Genomic DNA, 19,708 nt, shown 5'->3' with positions numbered 1-19,708 from the left:
AGTAGAGTATGGATACAGAGCATAAATACAATGTACTAGGTCAAATAGAAAAGTCCTCCCTGACTGAGACACTAAAGCCAGGCAGACCTGGAGATCGCGTTATACGTAAAAAGGCTGTATTGCTTGATCGCACAGAATCAGACGCTTTTGCCCCAATGCACTGGCCTATGCTCGATGATGGCAAAAAACCTGGCACCAATGCCTTAGGTTATGCCACCGGCAACTGGTATGCCGAACAGCGCAAAAAGATTGAAGATGAGGAGCGTGCCCGTCTTGAGGCTATAGAAAAAGAGCGTGCTGAGAAGGAGGCTCTTGAGAAAGAGCGTGAAAGACAGCGCGAGCTTACTGTAGCTGAGCTTGAAAAGATTCGTCAGCAGGCCCGTGAAGAGGGTTTTGCCGAAGGTCAAAAAGAAGGCGAGGCCCAGGGCTATAACGCTGGTTTTGCCAAAGGTCAGGAAGAGGGTTATGCCCAGGGTCTTAGCAAAGGCCATGATGAGGGTGTACGCCAGGGGCTTGTTGAGGGCCGTGAAGAGGGCTTTGCCAAAGGCCAGGAGGAGGGTGTACAGAGCGGTACTGAAATGGTACAGGAGCAGGTGGAAAGATTCCGCATGCTAGCTGACATGCTCTCCAATCCTCTGCGCCAGGTTGACAGAGATGTTACCGATGAGATTATCTATATCATCTCCCGTCTTAGCTCCGTTATTCTAAAGCGCGAGATAAAGCAGGACGCCAAATTTTTGGCAAATGCCATAGACAAGGCTATGGAGCTGCTGCCAAATGCCTCACAGGGTGCTACAATCACTTTAAATCCAGATGATCTCTCCTTAATCGAGGCTTTAATTCCAAAGGAGTATCGTGAGCAGAACAACTGGAGTCTGCAGTCAAATGAGGCTTTAAACAGTGGCGATGTCACAGTGTCCAACGATATCTCAAAAATTGAGTGGCGCGTTGATGACAGAGTTGACAATCTTTTAAATGAATTTTTAATCAATGCCTCAGGCGTTGTAAATTCGGCCTTGCGTGAAAGTCTTGATAACTGCCCTGATTATGATGCTCTGCCAAAACATCCTTTAGCTCCTAATCCAAATTTAAGTGAGCTTAAGGATAAAATAGTCAAGGGTATAGACTCAGCCCCTTATACTGTAAATCAGGAAAATCAGCCAACAGAACCTATAGAGTCACAAACAGCAGAAGCTGTGAGTGATGATGGTGGCGAGGGCAAGAGCGAGAGCCTGTTTGATGGTATAAAGCACGATCCTTTTAAGGAAGAGTAGGGCATGGCAAATAATTTACTGCAGCGTCTGCGTCAGATTAATCTTGATATCAAAGACAGCGAGCCTACATTGTGCGGCAAGCTGACTCGTGTCGTAGGTCTTACTCTTGAGGCTGTAGGCCTTAAGGTGTCACTTGGCGACAGATGTATAATTGATACAGATGATGGCTTTATGAATGCCGAGGTTGTAGGCTTTTACAATGAAACCATCTATCTGATGCCAACTGAGCAGATGCAGGGTGTAAGACCTGGTGCTGTGGTCAGAGTTGCAACAGGCAATGCCTCCTTCCCTTATGGCGATCATCTTTTAGGCCGTGTTATTGACGGTATGGGCGATCCTATAGACGGACTTGGTCCTTTAATCTGCCCAAATGCCACACGCTATGTAACTCATCGTGTCAATCCAATGTCACGCGCTCCAATCAAGCAGCCGCTTGATGTAGGCGTACGTGCCATCAACGGACTTTTGACAGTGGGCAAGGGTCAGAGAATGGGTCTGTTTGCAGGATCAGGAGTTGGTAAATCTGTACTTTTGGGTATGATGACAAGAGGCTCTACAGCCGATGTGGTTGTAGTGGGCCTTATTGGTGAGCGTGGCCGTGAGGTTAAGGAGTTTATCGAGGAGATTTTAGGTGAGGAAGGTCGTGCCCGCTCTGTGGTCGTGGCTGCTCCTGCCGATGCCTCCCCTCTGATGCGTCTTAAAGGCTGTGAGACCACACTCTCTATTGCCGAGTATTTTAGAGATCAGGGCTATAATGTACTTATGCTCATGGACTCTTTAACCCGTTATGCTATGGCCCAAAGAGAGATTGCCCTGGCAGTAGGTGAACCGCCTGCCACCAAAGGCTATCCTCCATCAGTATTTGCCAAGCTGCCGGCTCTGGTTGAAAGAGCAGGTAACGGTCCTGATGGCTCAGGATCTATCACTGCCTTCTTTACTGTTTTAGTTGAAGGTGATGATCTGCAGGATCCAATTGCCGACGCTGCTCGTGCCATTTTAGACGGTCACATTGTGCTCTCACGTGAACTTGCCGATGCAGGTCACTATCCTGCCATTGACGTTGAAAAATCAATATCACGTGTTATGCCTGCTGTAGTGACGCAGGAACATCTGGTTATGGCCCGTACCATAAGACAGTGTCTTGCTCAATATACACAAAACCGAGAGCTTGTCTCCATCGGTGCCTATCAGAGAGGATCTGATCCGCGCGTGGATCAGGCCATTATGATAAAGCCGCATATTGATAACTATACACAGCAGGAGATGAAAGAGGTTATACCTTATACACGCTCTTTAGATGAACTGCGCAATCTGTCTATGATCCTTATCAATGATGCACAGAATAGGGTAAATCAGATGCAGCCACAGCAGCTTGCCGCCCCGCAGCAGAATCAGGCTGTAGCCTCTGTCTCCTTTAATGCCCAAAGGTAGTGTAGATGGCAGGTAATGACAAAGCCCTGCATTTAGTGCTCGATCTGCGAAAAAAGCAGGAAAACACTGCCCTTGAGCACTATATTGCCGCCAAAAACAAGGTGGCAAGTTATAAAGATCAGATAGCTCAGATTGACGGCTATAAGCAAAGCTATATAGATGATATGCAAAGAGCCGGTATGAACGGCTTTAGCGCTCAGCGTCTTTTAACTTTTCAGGACTTTTTAAACAAGCTTGATGCCATTAAGGCCCGTCAGGAGTATGAGTTGCAGCTGTGCATAGCTGATATGGATAAAAAGAACAAGCTGTATCTACAGGCTCAGAAAAACAGAAAAATCATTGAAAGTCTTCTTGAAAAACACAAACAGCAGCGTATTAAGGCTGAGCTTATCAAAGAGCAGAAGCTTTTAGATGAATTTGTTGTAGCCCACGCCGCCCGTCGCAGTTCACATCAGTCATAGGCTCTGTAGTGCCCTTTTGACAGTACATCCTTGTAAAAAATAATACAAAAAATATTGTAGATTATGTGATTTATATCTAATTTTATGTATAATAAAACACCTTTTTAATTTCGGGTCTTAAGTGGTTGTGCCTGAGGGTTATAGGCATCAAAGTATACCAGTATTGAGTTGAGTATCAGTTTATAGACAGAGCCTTGATTTTATCAAGAGCAGCTCTGCATCTAGATTGTAAAAAAGCAAAGTAGGGAAGAACTTGAAGACCCCATTTCTATGGAGTTTTTATGACAGATAATAATGTCACAGCAAACGAGATTTCAGAAAATACCACTGAAAATCAATCTTTAAATGTTCAGATGTCATCAGGAGCTGACAGCTCAGTGCTGCTTGAGGGTAGCGATGATATATTAGATGGCGATGATACTGAAATTGTCACCTTTGACAGCCTGTCTTTATCCAAGCAGGTACTAAAAGCCATCAAGGATTTAGGCTTTGAGAGCCCAACCCCTATTCAGGAAATGGCCATACCTGTTATGCTCATGCAAAAGGACATGATAGGTCAGGCTCAGACCGGTACCGGCAAGACTGCAGCTTTTGCTCTGCCTATATTATCCAATATAGATAAAAAAACACGTGGCATCTGTGCTTTAGTGCTTGAGCCTACCCGTGAGCTTGCCATTCAGGTTGCAGAATCTTTCCAGAGCTTTGCCAAATACATAACTGATTTTAGAGTAGCACCAATCTATGGCGGTGCCTCCTATGAAAATCAGATAAGATCACTGCGCCATGGCGCTCAGGTTGTAGTTGCCACCCCTGGCCGTCTTATAGATCTGATTGAAAGAGGCAAGATTGATTTATCATATGTCAAATATATGGTAATTGATGAGGCTGATGAAATGCTACGCATGGGCTTTATTGATGATGTGGACTGGATTTTATCCCATACTCCAGAACAGCGTCAGACAGCTTTATTCTCAGCTACCATGCCTGAGGCCATCAAGCGCATAGCCAAAAATCATCTGCATGAGCCGCAGGAGATTCACATTGAGTCTAAAACCACCACAGCAACTACAGTGCGTCAGCGCTACTGGGTGGTATCAGGTGTGCACAAGATTGATGCCATGACCCGTATGCTGGAGGTTGAAAGCTACGATGCTGTCATCGTCTTTGTCAGAACCAAGACCGATGCTGAGGATGTGGCTAACAAGCTTTTAGCCAGAGGTCTGGCCTGTGCCGCTTTGCATGGTGATATTCCACAGCGTCAGCGTGAGAAGATTATTGACAGATTAAAAAATGGCTCTTTAGATATTATTATTGCCACAGACGTAGCAGCCCGCGGTCTTGATGTAACACGTATTACCCACGTGTTCAATTACGATATTCCATATGATGCTGAATCCTATGTTCACCGCATTGGCAGAACAGGTCGAGCAGGACGCAACGGTGAGGCTATTTTATTTGTCTCCCCTCGTGAAAGACGTGCTCTGCGTCAGATTGAAAGAGTGACACGTCAGAAAATCGAGCCTATGTCCATGCCTACTATTGCCGATGTTAACAAGAGACGTCTTGAGAACTTCCGCAATCAGATTTTAGAGACTATTGATGCAGGTGAGCTTGGCATGTATCTTGAGGTTATCTCAGATATTCTCAATGATGATGCCATTGAGCCTGAGGTTTTAGCTGCAGCTCTTGCCAAGATGGCACAAAGAGATGGTGCTCTGCTTTTAGATGATTCAATACCAGAGCCAAAGGTCAAAACCTTTGATGACAGAAATGAGCGCTTTGATCGTGGTGACAGATCTGACAGACGTGACAGATCACGCCTGCCATCAGCTGTAGCATCACCTCTGCGTGAATTCCCTGAGATGCAGATGGTGCGCTACAGACTGGCCGTGGGCCGTCGTGACGGCGCAAAACCTGGACAGATTGTAGGTGCCATTGCCAATGAGGCAGATATGGACAGCAAGTATATAGGTGAGATATCAATTTTTGATACCTTTACCACTGTAGATCTGCCAGAGGGTATGCCAGAGAGTACACGCAATATTCTCTATAAGGCCAGAGTCTGCGGCCGAGCTTTAGAGCTTAGAGAATATACTGCAGAGACTCCTCGTTCACGCTCACGCCGTGATGGCAGAGATCATGACAGATCTGATTACAGACGTGACAGAAATTATGCTGCAGATGATAACAATGAGGGCGAATATCGTCATGAGGCCGGTGATATCAACGGCAACAGCGTAGATTACAGACCACGCAAGAGTGTACGCCGTGAACTGCGCCGTCCATCATTTGGCGATTTTACCCGCTCCCGTCTAGATAAAAGACCTAATATCAAGGGTGAAAGACGCTCAAGATCATCACGCCGCGACGGCTTTTAAAGATATGGCCATGCTTTGATGGCCATAAAACAGACATAAAAAAAGAGATCTTTATGATCTCTTTTTTTATGAGCAAAGCTTTTGTTACAACTTCTTTTTAATACCTTATTTAGTGTATATGCTCCTGCTTTTTGACAAAGTGCAGCAGAACACAGGCTGCAAGTGAGATTAAAGCCCCGGTCAGATAAATACTTTTATAGCTGTAAAGTGATGATAATGAGATCAGAGCGCCGCCTATAATCTGTCCTGTGGTGCAGGCATTGATATACACAGATGTGGCCTGACCTGGAATCTTAACCAAAAGCTCCTGAAAGAAAATCATGCCAAGATTTGAGACTAAAGCTATAAAGGTAGCAGAGAATATCTGAATGAGTAAAAGTTGTGTCAGTGAGCTGCACAGACACATGGCACCAAGGAAGATAACCAGGCAGTATGAGCCTGCTATGACCAGAAATTTAAGGCCCAGGCGTCGTACCATGCGTGCTGCTAAAAACATAAGCGGTATTTCAATAAAGGCAGCCAGACCTAAGATCATACCTGGCAGATGCTCATCAGTTTTAAGCTCCTGCGTCAGATACAAAGGCATGGTTACAATATAGGACGAAAAGGCCGTAAAGAGCAGGGCTATAGCAATAAAGAGCAAAATGACCTGTCTGTTTTTATAAAAACTGCCTGAGCTTTTGTGATGCTCTATCACAGGGCCGTCAAAAGTTATATGCGGCAGAAAGAAAAAGGCGCTGAGCATGGCTATAAGATACATGGCAGAGCAGGTATAAAACAGGGCATTAAAGCTAAAATCTGTGGCTATAAAATAGGCAATAGGCGGACCTACTGACCAGGAGAGGGAGGCTAAAGAACGCAGAAAGGTGGTGTACATTACAGATGTGGTCATGTACTTTAAGGCATATTCGCGCGCTGAAGCAAAAATCTGCGGATAGGCTACAGGATAGATGGATAAAAGCACAAAGCCTAAGGTGCAAAACAGGATAAACTCAGGCTGTGAGGATAGAAACAAAGGACTTGCAATGCCAAAGAGGCAGGCAATGGAAATAATAAGAGGCCTTGCTATGATGCCATCAGAGAGTCTTGCCGCCCCCTGTACCACAAAAATAGAGATAATAGGCAGAATAACAAAGATTGATGAAATCTCAAAGGCACTGTAGTGTAACTGCACCGTCATATAAAATGACAGCACCGGTACTATAAGCGATCCGGCAAAGGTAATGCACAGACACAAAAGTATATAGGTGACAACAGAGCCTTTACGTCTGGATCCTGGGGTATTAAACATAGGCAAAAAAAATGTAAAAAAACTTGAGCCTGAGCTCAAGTTTTAAAGTAAAAATCAGTTTAATCAGGCAATGCGCTTGAGCTTTGCCATATAAAAGCCATCAAAGCCACTGCTTGGCAGCACTACCTTGTCTTCTATAAACTCAAAGCTGTCTTTATGCTCATTGCAAAATGCTTCTATCTGCTTTTGATTTTCAGATGGCAGAATAGAGCAGGTGGCATAGACAATGATACCGCCCACTTTGGCAATTTTGCTGTAGCGCTCCAAAATATCCTTTTGAATCTGTCTTAATTCAATTAAAGAGGCTCTGCTGTCGCGCCATTTTGAATCTACAGTACGGCGCAGCACACCTGTACCTGAACATGGGGCGTCAATAAGCACACGATCAGCATGCTCATACAGTCTTTTTATAATCTTGCTTGAGCTGATATGACGCGGCTCAATATTAAAGGCCCCGGCGCGTCTTGCTCTCTTTTTAAGCTCGCTTAGCTTCCACTCTTGAGTATCAAGGGCAATAATAGAGCCTTTGCCCTGCATCAGAGCTGCTATATGCAGGGTTTTGCCGCCGGCTCCGGCGCAGGTGTCTACCACTCTAAGGCCAGGCTCAAGCTCCAAAAATGGAGCTATAAGCTGTGATCCTGCATCCTGCTGCTCAAATAAACCATTTTTAAAGCTTTTGGTTCTAAATAAAGCTGAATTTGATGTAACCTCAAGCGCAATTGGCGAGTCTTTGACAGGACGTGTCACCACACCCTCCAAAGACAGCTCTTTGGCCAGATTTTCACGGGTGGTTTTTAGAGTATTGGCTCTTATAAAACGCTTTGGCTCAAGAGCAAGACAGGCACGCTCTGCAGCCCAGAGCTCCTTGAGCTCCTTTGAAGCCAGCTCCTCAAGCCAGATAGGGCAGCCCTGAGAGAGCAGTGTATCCTCATTGGCCTCATTAATGCGCTTTATTACACCTGAGCGGTCAAAACCCTCACAGTCAAGATTTGGCACCGAGAACTTCTTGACCATGCAGTAGACAACTATAAGACGGTTGACATGACGTGAAAAATCAGACGGTCTTTTAAGTCCTGCCACATAGGCATAATAGGATAAATGCGAGAACATGGCATTTATCTGCTTGATGATAAAGCCCTGCTCTACACTCTCAAGCTTGACCTTGGCAAAGAATATGGAATAGGCCTTATCAAGGGTTTTTCCCTCAACAAAAACTGCATTTAAAATACTCTGCACCAGACGGATCTGAAATGGTGAAAAGCCAATGCGCTTTTGTCCATCTTCAAGATTTAAATAGTCAATGTTAAGATCAGGACCCTCATGTCTTTTAAAGTCACGGCCATATCTTGCATTCTTTGCAGAAAAATCTCTTACACCATCTTTTGAGAAGATCTGAGCTCTGCGCTCTTTAAACTCACCCTCATCTGAGCGGCGAGGGCGCGATTTGTGATTGAACGGCTCTTTTGCAAACTTTGAGCTGCCATCTTTTTTTAAAAATTTATTAAAGATCTTTTTCTTAAAAGAAGGTTTTGGCGCATTATTATTCATGCTTATTTTCCTGTTTTGCTTTTTTTAGCTTTGTGTCCGTAGCCTGAGTCCTTGAGGCTAAAGCCCTCTCTGTTGACAAAAACATCAAGTCCTGGACGCAGTGTGCCTGCTATTAAAGAGGCGGCACGTGAGACACTTTCAAATTCGTAATCTTTGGTAAAGACAAAGCAGTTGTGAACTGGATCTAAAATAATTATACCATTATCAATAAGCTTATCTTTAAGATCAACAATATACTGAGGCAGAGTATTGGCACAATAGAGTGTAACCTGTGAATCCTTGGTTACAACAAAACGTGGTTTATGCCTTTGACCCTGTGGATAGCCCCTTGCTGTTACATTCTTTACCTGATAGGTATAAAGCTCATTGTCAGAGAGCGTGGCTGTATGTCTTAATAGACCCTTTAGCTGCATGAGGGCATTATACGTGTCTATAGGGACAAGGGCGTGAGTCTTTCTGCCATCCTTGTCTGTCACAAACAATACTTCGCTGTCGCTCATTGAGCCATATTTTCCTTGCATGAGGCACAACAATAAAATTTTGATTATTGTAGCATAAACACAAAAATATAGCCCTTTTATTCAAAAGCCTTGCATCACTCGCTGCGCTTGCCTGTGGCGCTCTGTATAACCACGCTGTGGGCATGCTTTATCATATCATGTATAAGATTGACAATAAGGTTGAATGAGAGCAAAAAGAAATAGGTAAAAAGACTTAGACATATGATATTGACAAGATACATATGCCTTATAGTTAAAAATTCCATGACCATGGAGGTAAGGATAAGCTCACTGCTGTAAAAGCTTACAAGAGAGAGTGAGAGGATAAAGGCTGTATGTTTTAAAGACTTTTTTATCTTGTAAAAAAGATTGTCCTCTTTTTGTGTCACCTTGATATTCAGCGTGGATAACTGCAGATAGATAAAGTAGGCAAGAGCCGAGGCTATAGCTGCAATCAAAAGCAGAGCAATACCTAAAGAGAGCACCATAAAGATCACAGTCTGATTGAGCTCACTTAAAATGTTGTAAGGTGAGATTAAAGTAATAATGACAGAGAGAAATACACAGAGTATAAGAAGATAGATACGGGCAAATTTACTTTTGGTATCCTGTGCCACCTCAATATATGTGGTGCTCTCAGGAATATTTTCAAGCTCTTTTGTAAACTTGTGTATGATGCCGTCGCCTTTATCCTCTTTTTTATCCATATTTGCCTCCATAATCATATACTTATGTCTTAATAATAATGGCAAAAAGGCAATTATTCCAATATCTGTGATGCTAAATTTGAGCAGATATACAAAAAAGCCTCGCAAGAGCGAGGCCTTTAGATAAAAAGAGATTACTGATGATAATGCTTTAAAAAACGCTCAAAGCGATCGCAGGCATCATTTAGAACATCTACATCTGGTAAAAATACAAAACGCAGATGATCAGGTGCTCCCCAGTTAAAGCCAGTACCCTGCACCAGCAGCAGTTTTTCCTGGCGCAGCAGATCAAGACAGAGTTTCTGATCATCCTTTATATTGAATTTTTTAATATCAAGTTTAGGGAACATATACAGTGCACCTAAAGGCTTGACCACAGACACGCCGTCAATGGCATTGAGTCTTTCATATAAAAGCTCTCTTTGTGTATGCAGTCTGCCGCCTGGCACTATAAGCTCATTGATACTCTGATAGCCGCCAAGTGCAGTCTGAATGGCATACTGCAACGGAACATTGGCACAAAGACGCATGGCCATCATAATCTTGATGCCGTCAATATAGCCCTTAAGTGCTGCCTTTGGACCTGTTATCATCATCCAGCCCTGACGGAAACCGCAGGCTCTGTATACTTTGGACAGACCGTTGAAGGTAATGATAGGCACATCATCACACAAGGTGCATATACTTCTGTGGGCCACATCATCATATAAAATCTTGTCATAGATTTCATCGGCAAAGATAATAAGCTCATGCTCGCGGGCTATGGCTATAATCTCCTGTAAAAGCTCTGTTGAGTATACAGCACCTGTAGGATTGTTTGGATTGATAATCACCAGAGCTCTGGTTCTTTTGGTGATTTTCTTTTTAATATCATCAAGATCAGGAAACCATGAGGCCTGCTCATCACACATATAGTGAATAGGACGGCCGCCGGCTAATGACACACCTGCTGTCCATAAAGGATAATCAGGGGCAGGGACTAAAACCTCATCGCCATTGTTTAAAAGAGCATTCATGGACAAGGTTATAAGCTCAGATACGCCATTGCCTATAAAGACATCTTCAACATCCACAGTCTTAAGGCCTTTTTGCTGATAGTACTGTGCAATAGCCTTACGGGCTGAGAATATACCGTTTGACTCACAGTAGCCCTGTGAGTTTGGTATATTTCTTATAACGTCACGTATCACCTCTTCAGGCGCCTGAAAGCCAAAGGTTGCCATATTGCCTATATTGAGCTTTAAAATACGCACACCCTCATCTTCCATGCGGCATGCTTCCTGATGGATCTTGCCTCTTATGTCATAGCAGACATTATCAAGCTTGTGTGATTTTTCAAATAATTTCATATGACTACCTCGACTTGGTATTTACGTGCATTATAGCCCCGAATCAGTCAAAAATGACCTTAATCAGGGCTATATTTGTACACATGCTGAATTTAGGCGCACTTACTGCGGTGCGCGCTCTATAGGCTGTTCGTTGTAGATCTTCTCTAAAAGATAGCGCTCATAGCCATAATGCGGAGAAGGCATAATGCGGTATTTAACTCTGTCTCTTGTTCTTTCATCATAGGATATGGAATTGGCAAAAATAACAAAAGGTACAGTAGCTCCGCTTTTGGTTTTAACAAAGCCTGCTAGATTATAAACATTCTGCAGTGTACCGGTTTTGGCTATGACATTGCCCTTAAGTGGTTCCTGTGAGGTTGAGGCTCGCCACTGCAGAGTACCTGACTGTCCTGATACAGGTAAAAGCTCCATGAATCCTAAATTCTTGTTATGCTTTTGAATATAGCTTAAAACCTCTAAAAGATTGTTGGCCGAGAGCAGATTGTGCGGAGAGAGGCCTGATCCGTCTACAATGTAGGCATTGCCAAGATCGATGTCGGCATACTGCTTTAAAATAGAACGCATGGCTCTGTCAGCTCTGTAATAGGTGGCAGGCAGATTGTAGTACTCAGCTGCAATATTTTTAGCTATAGTATCGGCATAAAGATTGTTGGACTTTTGCAGCATGTATTTGACCAGATCGCGCATAGGAGCTGATTTTATCTGATAGATAGCCTGCACATCATCACTTGGGGTCATGACAGCCTCAATACCGCCTGTAACCTTGATATCAAGATCGTTTAAAATCTTAACCGTCCAGTCTAAACCCCAGCGCACAGGATCGGCAATGGCCAAAGATATAGGATAAGGTCTGCCATTATTGTCAGCTGGCAGACAGCCTGTCAAATGATAATTGTTGTCAATAAAAAGATTGGCCTCAAGCTCACAGTCACCGCCATAATCTCTGTTGCTCACAGCCACCACATCTGAGGTGATACGTATAGGAATACCAGCAGGAATGACAGGAGTGGCGCGTGAGCCTACACCGTCTGTGGCAAGTTCGGCATAGGTGCAGTTGCGGTTAAGCACAATTGAGGCTGACGGGGCTGTAAAACATACAGGCAGATCATCCCAGGACCAGCCGTTGCCGCGTGACTTGCCTGAAAAGCGCGATATATCCAAAAGCACACGGCCATTTATACCTTTAACCCCTGTGTCGCGCAAAAAGGCTAACATCTGACGGTATTTTTGTGTGGTAAGAGTAGGATCTCCTGTAAACTTGATGATGACATCCGAGTGTAAAACTCCATCTTTATCAATAAGCAGAGAGTTGCTATTGGCATCTATAGCTTTTTTCTGCACCAGAAGCTTGGTGGTTAAAGTAAAGTCATGCCCCAGATATAAAACAGCAGCTAAAGCTGTTATCACCTTTTGTGTTGAGGCTGGATGAAAATAAGTTTCATTGTTATAACCATAAATGGTTTTACTGCCTGGCAGGGTATAGGCCACTGCAATAGATGAGCCTGCAACAGGTTTGTCACTTAGGGCTATGGCATTGGCAGAGCCTACTGCAAATACAAGGCATAAAGGGGCTAAAAGAGCCCTTAGTGTTTTATTCAATCTAATCTCCGACTAAAAAGTATTTTTTAACGCAAGTGACGCTTTTTACGCCTGTGTTTAGATACTATCTTAAAATCTGACAGCATCGAGATCTTTTCTTTTTAAAGGCATAAGCTTTTTTGTCAGTTTTACATGACATAAAAGTCAGCAGTAAGCAGTAAGCCTTTGCTATCTATAAACAGAGCAGAAAAACTTTTTGCAAAAATTATACTTTGTCACAATCAAGGCGACAAGATAGGATGCCCTGAACCTGAGGAGCCAAGAGAGTGCTCTAAAGTCTAAAGTCAGTTTTTTTAAGCTAAATACAAAAATGAACATATGAAAAACTTTTTCAATTACCTTTAAAAAAGCACTTTAATGCAGGATTGTTGCAAAAAGAGTGCGCTCTAAAGTGCTCTTACAGATGGCATGTCTTTGAGCCTTTTGTATAACAATAAGCAATACAAAGTTTGGCGGCAGGTAGGGGATATTGAGGCTAAAATTTTAATGTTTTTTAAAAAAGTAACAGCTTTGCACTTAAATTACATATAAATTTGTAAAAAATGGCAGTTAAATTTATTTTTAAATCAAGCTTTTTAGTACTGTTGTGAAATTAGGGCGGTACATAGTATATAATTGCATAAATCAGATAGAGATTTAACGGAGAGTATTTGATGATTATTGAACCTAAAGTGCGTGGTTTTATCTGTACAACTACACATCCAGAAGGCTGCAGAGCCAATGTTGCCAATCAGATTGCCTATGTCAAAGAGCATGGCAAGATTGAAAACGGTCCTAAGAAGGTACTGGTTATAGGTGCCTCAACAGGTTACGGTCTGGCCTCAAGAATCAGTGCCGCCTTTGGCTCAGGCGCTGCCACCTTAGGTGTATTTTTCTCCAAGTGCGGCTCTCCTAAAAAACCAGGTCATGCAGGCTGGTACAATACAGCAGCTTTTACCGAGTTTGCCACCAAGGAAGGTCTGTACGCCAAAAATATCAATGCCGACGCATTTTCAGATGAGTGCCGTGCCAAGGCCATTGAGATGATAAAACAGGATTTAGGCAAGATTGACATGGTGGTCTACTCACTTGCAAGCCCTGTGCGCAAAATGCCAGATACAGGTGAGGTAGTACGCTCATCATTAAAGACCATAGGCAAGGATTTTACCTCAACTGCCATTGATACCAACCGCGACTGCATTATTGAGGCTACTGTAGAGACAGCAACCGATGAAGAGATTGCAAATACTGTAAAGGTTATGGGCGGTCAGGACTGGGAGCTGTGGATGAAGGCTCTAAAGGATGCCGATGTTCTTGAGAACAACTGCAAGACTGTAGCCTATAGCTATATTGGTACTGAAATCACCTGGCCTATCTACTGGCACGGTGCTCTTGGCAAGGCCAAAGAGGATCTTGACAGAGCAGCTAAGGCCAACCGTGAGCTTTTAGCTTCACTTGGCGGCGATGCCCGTGTTGCTGTCTTAAAGTCAGTGGTAACTCAGGCCTCATCAGCCATTCCTGTAATGCCTCTTTATATCTCCATGTGCTTTAAGGTAATGCGTGAGCAGGGTATTGATGAGAGCGTTATTGCCCATATCTACAGAATGTTCAAAGATGCTCTTTACGGCAATGCTGCTGAAGTTGATGACAATGGCCGTATCCGTATGGACAGCTGGGAGCTGCGTCCTAGCGTACAGGATAAGTGCAAGGAGCTGTGGCCACAGGTTACAACCGAGAACTTAAAAGAGCTTACTGACTATGAGCAGTATAAAAAAGAATTTCTGCAGCTCTTTGGCTTTGAGGTTGAAGGTGTTGACTACAGCGCCGATGTCGATCCTGATGTCAAATTTGACTGTGTGGATATGATTGATTAGTTTTGTGTTAGTCAGGGGCACCGCAAGGTGCCTTTTTTGTGCCTGCAGAAATACAGGATAAAAAAAATCCTGCAGCAGGTGCAGGATTACATCATTAAAAGTTATCTATTTCTGACCTATATGATCTTTATAGGCCTGTACTGTATTTTCCATTAAAGTTGCCACAGTCATAGGACCTACACCACCTGGCACAGGGGTAATATAGGAGGCATGCTTTGCAGCCTCATCATAGTCAACATCGCCGCATAAAGAACCATCTTCAAGACGGTTGATACCAACATCAATAACAATGGCACCATCTTTGATCCACTGCCCGTTTAAAAAGCGAGGCTTGCCCACAGCTACAACTACAAGATCGGCCTTACGGACAAAAGACTCAAGATCCTTGGTGAATTTATGGGTTACAGTAACAGTGGCACCTGCAAGCAAAAGCTCAAGAGCCATAGGACGGCCTACAATATTTGAGGCTCCTACCACTAAAGCATTGACACCCTTTAAATCATCTCTGACAGTTTTGAGCATAGTCATAATACCCTTTGGGGTACAGGCTCTTAAGGTTGGAATTCTCTGAGTCAGACGGCCAACATTGTAAGGGTGGAAGCCATCAACATCCTTTGACGGTACAATCTTTTCAATAACTCTGGTCTCATCAAGACCCTCTGGCAGCGGAAACTGCACTAAAATACCGTCAATGGCCTCATCTGCATTGCACTTGTCAATAAGAGCCTCAAGCTCATTTTGTGTTGTTGTAGCTGGCAGATCATAGGCTATGGTATTGATGCCCACATCTTCACAGGCTTTTTTCTTGTTGCGCACATAGACCTGAGAGGCTGCATTGTCGCCTACTAAAATAACTGCAAGGCCAGGTTTTCTAAAACCACTGTCAGTAAAAGCAGCAACCTGATGGGCAAGCTCAGCCCTGAGATTTTTTGCAATTTCCTTACCATCTATAATGTTTGCGCTCATAAAAAATCCTATGTTAAATAAAAATATTCAATCTGTATATTATATAGCAGACAAAAGCATTCTGACACTTACAATCAAAAGAGCTATGGCAAAAATTCTCTTTAGCGTAACAGGGCTGATACTTTTGCCGGCCTTTACGCCCAAAGGAGCTGTGAGCACCGAGAGAGGGATGACACATAAGGCGGCAATGACATTGACATAGCCAAAGGTGCCAAAAGGGGCATTATCAGGTGTCTGGCCTGTGGTCAGCAGAATAATGGCGCCTGGTATGCACACAAATAAAGAGACAGCAGATGAGGTGCCTATGGATTTGTGCGGCGGTACTGAGCAGGCATTTAATACAGGCACTGTCAGCGTGCCACCACCTACGCCGAGCATAACGGAAAAGGATGAGATTAAAAAGCCTATTACATTTTGAAAAAAAGGTCGCGGCAGTGAGTCAAACATAGGTTTGGCCCTGGCTCTGAACAGTGTATTGAGGCTGTTTACTATCATAATGCAGCCAAAGAGTATGGCAAGCCACTGACCGCCGTAAAAAGATGAGATTAAAGATCCGGCAATAACACCAAGGATCAGGCCAAAAGCCCAGGTCTTGATAACATCTGTATTGGTATTGCCTTTTTTATACTGCGCAAGAGCTGCCGTAATTGAGGTTGGTATCATACACATAAGTGAAGTGCCGGTGGCTAGAACCATGGCAAGATCTGGATCTACATGCAGTGCATGAATAAAGACAAAATACAGTACAGGGACAAAGACTATACCACCGCCAATACCTAAAAGTCCTGCAAGAAAACCTGCAGCAATACCACATACAGAGAGAATGGCAATATTGATAAGTATCTGCTCAAGACTAAGCTCCAGCATAAGCACCTCTTTAAAAAAAACTTGTAGGCCTATTGTATTTTAACGTCTTAAAAATACAAGTTGCTTTAGTTTTAAAGCAGGCTTTATGCCAGAGGAGGGCATACACTGCAGCATGATCTTAAAATGCAAAAATTCTTTAAAATCAATGATATAATATTTTTTATGTGAAAAATATTAAAAAATATTTGACGTGGGTAAATTTAGTACATATAATAGGCTCCCGTTGATTGATGATGAGCACACAGACTTCTGGTCGGCATCTCTTAGAGATAGTTCAATTGACTTTAGGTTTGCGTCCTTAGCTCAGTTGGATAGAGCAACAGCCTTCTAAGCTGTGGGTCAGAGGTTCGACTCCTCTAGGACGCGCCATCTAAATTAACACATGACAATGGTGGCTGTAGCTCAGTTGGTAGAGTCCCGGATTGTGATTCCGGTTGTCGTGGGTTCGAGCCCCATCAGCCACCCCATCATTGTCATTTTTCCTAACGCGGGAGTGGCGAAATTGGTAGACGCACCAGATTTAGGTTCTGGCGCCCTAGGTGTAAGAGTTCGAGTCTCTTCTCCCGCACCACCTAATAAAATAATCCATATCTCTTCAATAAATTTCACTTCAAGATCCCTAAGATCGCACACCAAACATACCGAGAATCAATCTTAATTTCATGACCAGAAGCCGGTCGCCGGACGCGACCAGATCTTCTTTTTTTAACTATCGTTTAAAGCTAAAACCCTCTTCTTTGGCATATGCTGCACGTGTCAGCGTATCTAATGGCTCAATGCCAAATGAGCGTATTAACTCAGACTGCCTTTTTAATATTCCTCCAGAGAATATTATAGATCCATTTTCTTTATCAATAGTGGCCTCTATAGCCTCCAGAGAGCGCAGTGTGCCTCTAAATGAGTTATGACAAAGCTTTACAGGAGGCAGATTGTTTTTAATCTGCTCTTTATTAAAGACTTTATTAGCCTCGAGCATTTGTCTTTGCACCTCTGATGCAAGAGACAGTATGAATACTTTGGCATTTACTGTCTTATCGGTGGAGGCATTGAGTGTAGAGCCTCCAAGCTCGCCTTTAATTATACTATAGCCCACCTCTACATTATTTCTCTGCGCATATATTTCATTTGCCTCAATAACATTATCCACACAGTCAGAAACCAGAACTCTGGTGGCTATTTGTCTGCATAGCCTTGATATGACATAGTATCTTGGGTAATAGTGTTGTTGAGGCTGCTCCTTTTTGTCAAAAGAGGAGTCAGTGTCTGCAACCTCATCACTATATTGAAATAAATCAACGAGCTTGTCTTTTAAAAGATTGGTATGAGCGGCAGTAAGCTCAGATGGCTCTTTACCTGCAATAACCTCCTGCCAGTTGCTGGCTATATCATAGGCATCATTGAGCTCTTTGATTAAAACCCTATATTTATTCATGCTCTCTTCATATATCTCGCGGGAGAAAATAAAGTGTACATACAGAGTTTTCTCCTTTTGCCTTACAGGCTTGTAAGACTCATTATTTTCTCTTGCCATTTTACTTAGAATCTTCTGTGTATAAGACCATGGGAGCTGTATAGTCTTTCCTGCAAGCAGTTTAGGCGCAGTGTCTGTAATATCTGCGCTACTGCTAAAAACCAGACCCCTGTCTCTTAGCAGATCGCGTGATATTGCATCTACCTGCTCTTTGATAAGTTTGCTCTTGGCTATATTACAGTTGCACACAAAGGATATATTATGCTCAAGCATGGCCGAGATATTGTTGATAGACCAGAATCCCCTGTCACAGACTAAAGATATATTGTCGCCGGCGCCTCTGTCCACAAGCTGCCTGCATACTGACTCCACAGTCAGCACATCTGTAATATTGCCTGCATATGTAACAGTGGAAAACAGCTCATGTGTGCTCTGGTCAACCAGTGTTATAAAATTAATAACCTTGTTGTCTGTACCGCTTTTAGATTTGCCGTACTGTGCCTTAGTCAGGCAGTTGCCGGCATTATCTACGTTAGTACCATCAAGAGCCAGAAACTGCATGTGCTTATTGCCATTTTTCTTTTTATGATACTGAGTTTTAAATTTGGCAAACTCGTTTATAACGCCGTTTTCATCTATGTATTTATACAGTCTCTGTATATGATCTTTATAAGAGTTTATATCTAAATCAAGAGCGTGCTCTCTGACAAAAGCCTCAATCTCATAAGATATAGATTTAATACCCTTGGACAGACAGGTCATTATCATGTATGGAAAATCCTTTATCTTTATACATACATTCTCTTAAACTTTATACACACGATCCAATTTGACCTTTTGCATTGAATCTTAACCTTATACACGACCTCCACTTTAATCACTGAATCTTTAAAAGTTACGGGCAATCTTCACTGTATACAGCTGATCCATATTTTTTCTTATTAAATCAAATAAAAGGCCCTAAGTTGCCTTAGAGCCTACCGTGTTACTTTTTATAGGTAAATTTTAGCGACTTTTCCCAGTAGCCTATAGAGCGGATCTTTGATACCGCATAAATACCACTCCTTACTCTCAAGACCATAGTCCAGCATATAGCCTGTCCAATGACTCCTGCCGTTTTTAAGAGTATTCTTGAGATAAATGGTATCTCCGATCTTCAGAGCATGCTCATCAATTAATATAAGATCTCTGCTGTTGCTATACTCTAAACGGCCAATAATTAATGGCTTAGACATTCTTGCTATCCTTTAGTGTTGCCAGCGGGTCTACAAATGGCTTTAGGACGATATCAAAAGCACAGTTTTTTATTCTCCTGACAAGAGCATCGGCTACGGCAGATCCAATATTATCAACCCTCGCAGCAATTCCACTGTCAGCAAGCTGTGTGGCAAAAATAGTTGACCCCACATTTATTCTATCGTCTAAAATATCATGTAGATATTTGGCATAATCAGAGTTTTGGAACTCTGTTAGGAATAAATCGTCAATTATTAATATTTTAATTTTTTTTAGACGTTCCCTGAGTCTATGCCTTTCTTCTATGTTCATACATGCACATAGCTCCATCAGATCTGAGGCCGTATAATATTCTGTAGAAATTGCTCTTGAGCATGCCAGTCTGCCCAGTGCACATACAAGCTCAGTCTTGCCTGTCCCAGAGGCTCCTCTAATGATTATGTTCTGATGCTTGGTCTCAAAACCTAATGTTGTCAGCTCAGCAATTAAAGATGCAGACAGTCCTCTGGACTCCTCAGCATCGATTGTATCTATAGTTCTGATACCTTTGAGCCTGCTCTTTTTAAGTATTGTTTGACTTTTTTTCATATGCAGATAGTCAATATGCTCCTGGACTGCAATACTGATTCTCTCCATAAAATTAATTTTGTTATATATCTCTGGTTGCTGCAGTTGTCTTAACAATGCCTCTGAAAAGCCAACGAGCTTTAATCCTCTTAATGATTTTAAAACTTCCTGCTCCATCTCCAGCAGTACAACTTTATTTGTCATTGA

At 42.9% G+C, this 19,708-nt stretch carries 16 protein-coding genes and 3 tRNA genes; 8 read left to right on the top strand and 11 right to left on the bottom strand.

Features of this window, described 5'->3' with window-relative positions; genetic code table 11:
- Positions 1 to 8 precede the first annotated feature (8 nt).
- The 4 genes from DRZ93_RS08910 (at position 9) to DRZ93_RS08895 (ending at position 5,544) form a co-directional block, all read left to right on the top strand.
- On the top strand, positions 9 to 1,274 hold the full coding sequence (locus DRZ93_RS08910) for a FliH/SctL family protein (protein WP_113746387.1): 1,266 nt from the start codon (positions 9 to 11) through the stop codon (positions 1,272 to 1,274).
- Positions 1,275 to 1,277: 3 nt separating this feature from the next.
- Positions 1,278 to 2,705 carry a flagellar protein export ATPase FliI gene (gene fliI / locus DRZ93_RS08905; protein WP_113744787.1) on the top strand — a complete coding sequence of 476 codons (1,428 nt, stop codon included), beginning with the start codon at positions 1,278 to 1,280 and terminating at the stop codon, positions 2,703 to 2,705.
- Between the two features lie 5 nt (positions 2,706 to 2,710).
- Positions 2,711 to 3,166: a flagellar export protein FliJ gene (fliJ, locus tag DRZ93_RS08900; protein WP_113744786.1), complete on the top strand. Its 456-nt coding sequence runs from the start codon at positions 2,711 to 2,713 to the stop codon at positions 3,164 to 3,166.
- A gap of 281 nt (positions 3,167 to 3,447) precedes the next feature.
- On the top strand, positions 3,448 to 5,544 hold the full coding sequence (locus tag DRZ93_RS08895; RefSeq protein WP_113746386.1) for a DEAD/DEAH box helicase: 2,097 nt from the start codon (positions 3,448 to 3,450) through the stop codon (positions 5,542 to 5,544).
- 109 nt (positions 5,545 to 5,653) lie between these two features.
- Here the strand turns inward: DRZ93_RS08895 and DRZ93_RS08890 are convergent, their stop codons facing one another.
- The 6 genes from DRZ93_RS08890 to dacB all read right to left on the bottom strand — a co-directional run bounded on the left by DRZ93_RS08890 (position 5,654) and on the right by dacB (position 12,541).
- Positions 5,654 to 6,835 (bottom strand): MFS transporter, encoded by a 1,182-nt coding sequence (locus DRZ93_RS08890; protein ID WP_113746385.1) that lies wholly within the window; start codon positions 6,833 to 6,835, stop codon positions 5,654 to 5,656.
- Between the two features lie 63 nt (positions 6,836 to 6,898).
- Positions 6,899 to 8,383, bottom strand: coding sequence for an RsmB/NOP family class I SAM-dependent RNA methyltransferase (locus DRZ93_RS08885; RefSeq protein ID WP_113744783.1), 1,485 nt, complete (start codon positions 8,381 to 8,383; stop codon positions 6,899 to 6,901).
- A gap of 2 nt (positions 8,384 to 8,385) precedes the next feature.
- Positions 8,386 to 8,883: a DUF4357 domain-containing protein gene (locus tag DRZ93_RS08880; RefSeq protein WP_172458160.1), complete on the bottom strand. Its 498-nt coding sequence runs from the start codon at positions 8,881 to 8,883 to the stop codon at positions 8,386 to 8,388.
- Between the two features lie 95 nt (positions 8,884 to 8,978).
- Positions 8,979 to 9,590, bottom strand: a complete 612-nt coding sequence (locus DRZ93_RS08875) for a hypothetical protein (protein WP_146740846.1) — start codon at positions 9,588 to 9,590, stop codon at positions 8,979 to 8,981.
- Between the two features lie 134 nt (positions 9,591 to 9,724).
- Complete coding sequence (locus DRZ93_RS08870; RefSeq protein ID WP_113744780.1) at positions 9,725 to 10,939, bottom strand: pyridoxal phosphate-dependent aminotransferase; 1,215 nt, start codon at positions 10,937 to 10,939, stop codon at positions 9,725 to 9,727.
- A 102-nt stretch (positions 10,940 to 11,041) separates the two neighbouring features.
- Entirely contained in the window at positions 11,042 to 12,541 is a 1,500-nt protein-coding gene (gene dacB / locus DRZ93_RS08865; protein WP_172458158.1) for a D-alanyl-D-alanine carboxypeptidase/D-alanyl-D-alanine endopeptidase, read from the bottom strand.
- 653 nt (positions 12,542 to 13,194) lie between these two features.
- On the opposite strand from dacB, the gene fabV reads away from it, so the two are divergent.
- Positions 13,195 to 14,394 (top strand): enoyl-ACP reductase FabV, encoded by a 1,200-nt coding sequence (fabV, locus tag DRZ93_RS08860; protein ID WP_113744778.1) that lies wholly within the window; start codon positions 13,195 to 13,197, stop codon positions 14,392 to 14,394.
- Between the two features lie 105 nt (positions 14,395 to 14,499).
- Here fabV and folD read toward each other — a convergent pair whose 3' ends face one another.
- A complete protein-coding gene (gene folD / locus DRZ93_RS08855) occupies positions 14,500 to 15,360 on the bottom strand; it encodes a bifunctional methylenetetrahydrofolate dehydrogenase/methenyltetrahydrofolate cyclohydrolase FolD (RefSeq protein ID WP_113744777.1) in 861 nt (286 codons plus the stop codon).
- A gap of 39 nt (positions 15,361 to 15,399) precedes the next feature.
- Positions 15,400 to 16,227 (bottom strand): sulfite exporter TauE/SafE family protein, encoded by an 828-nt coding sequence (locus tag DRZ93_RS08850; RefSeq protein WP_113744776.1) that lies wholly within the window; start codon positions 16,225 to 16,227, stop codon positions 15,400 to 15,402.
- Between the two features lie 292 nt (positions 16,228 to 16,519).
- On the opposite strand from DRZ93_RS08850, the gene DRZ93_RS08845 reads away from it, so the two are divergent.
- The 3 genes from DRZ93_RS08845 to DRZ93_RS08835 all read left to right on the top strand — a co-directional run bounded on the left by DRZ93_RS08845 (position 16,520) and on the right by DRZ93_RS08835 (position 16,798).
- Positions 16,520 to 16,596: transfer RNA gene (locus DRZ93_RS08845), tRNA-Arg, on the top strand.
- A gap of 22 nt (positions 16,597 to 16,618) precedes the next feature.
- Positions 16,619 to 16,694: transfer RNA gene (locus tag DRZ93_RS08840), tRNA-His, on the top strand.
- A 20-nt stretch (positions 16,695 to 16,714) separates the two neighbouring features.
- Positions 16,715 to 16,798: transfer RNA gene (locus tag DRZ93_RS08835), tRNA-Leu, on the top strand.
- Positions 16,799 to 16,936: 138 nt separating this feature from the next.
- Here DRZ93_RS08835 and DRZ93_RS08830 read toward each other — a convergent pair.
- From DRZ93_RS08830 to DRZ93_RS08820, 3 genes are all read right to left on the bottom strand, one after another.
- Positions 16,937 to 18,466 (bottom strand): IS1634 family transposase, encoded by a 1,530-nt coding sequence (locus DRZ93_RS08830; RefSeq protein WP_113746383.1) that lies wholly within the window; start codon positions 18,464 to 18,466, stop codon positions 16,937 to 16,939.
- A 224-nt stretch (positions 18,467 to 18,690) separates the two neighbouring features.
- Positions 18,691 to 18,933 (bottom strand): hypothetical protein, encoded by a 243-nt coding sequence (locus tag DRZ93_RS08825; protein WP_113742985.1) that lies wholly within the window; start codon positions 18,931 to 18,933, stop codon positions 18,691 to 18,693.
- Positions 18,926 to 19,705, bottom strand: coding sequence for an ATP-binding protein (locus DRZ93_RS08820; protein WP_113743686.1), 780 nt, complete (start codon positions 19,703 to 19,705; stop codon positions 18,926 to 18,928). Before DRZ93_RS08820 ends, DRZ93_RS08825 begins: the two co-directional genes overlap by 8 nt.
- Positions 19,706 to 19,708 lie beyond the last annotated feature (3 nt).

Origin of the sequence: Anaerobiospirillum thomasii (assembly GCF_900445255.1) — a bacterium.
Classification (GTDB): domain Bacteria; phylum Pseudomonadota; class Gammaproteobacteria; order Enterobacterales; family Succinivibrionaceae; genus Anaerobiospirillum_A; species Anaerobiospirillum_A thomasii.
Note: the sequence above shows the minus strand (reverse complement) of the source record. Positions and strands in the feature narration are given on the sequence as shown.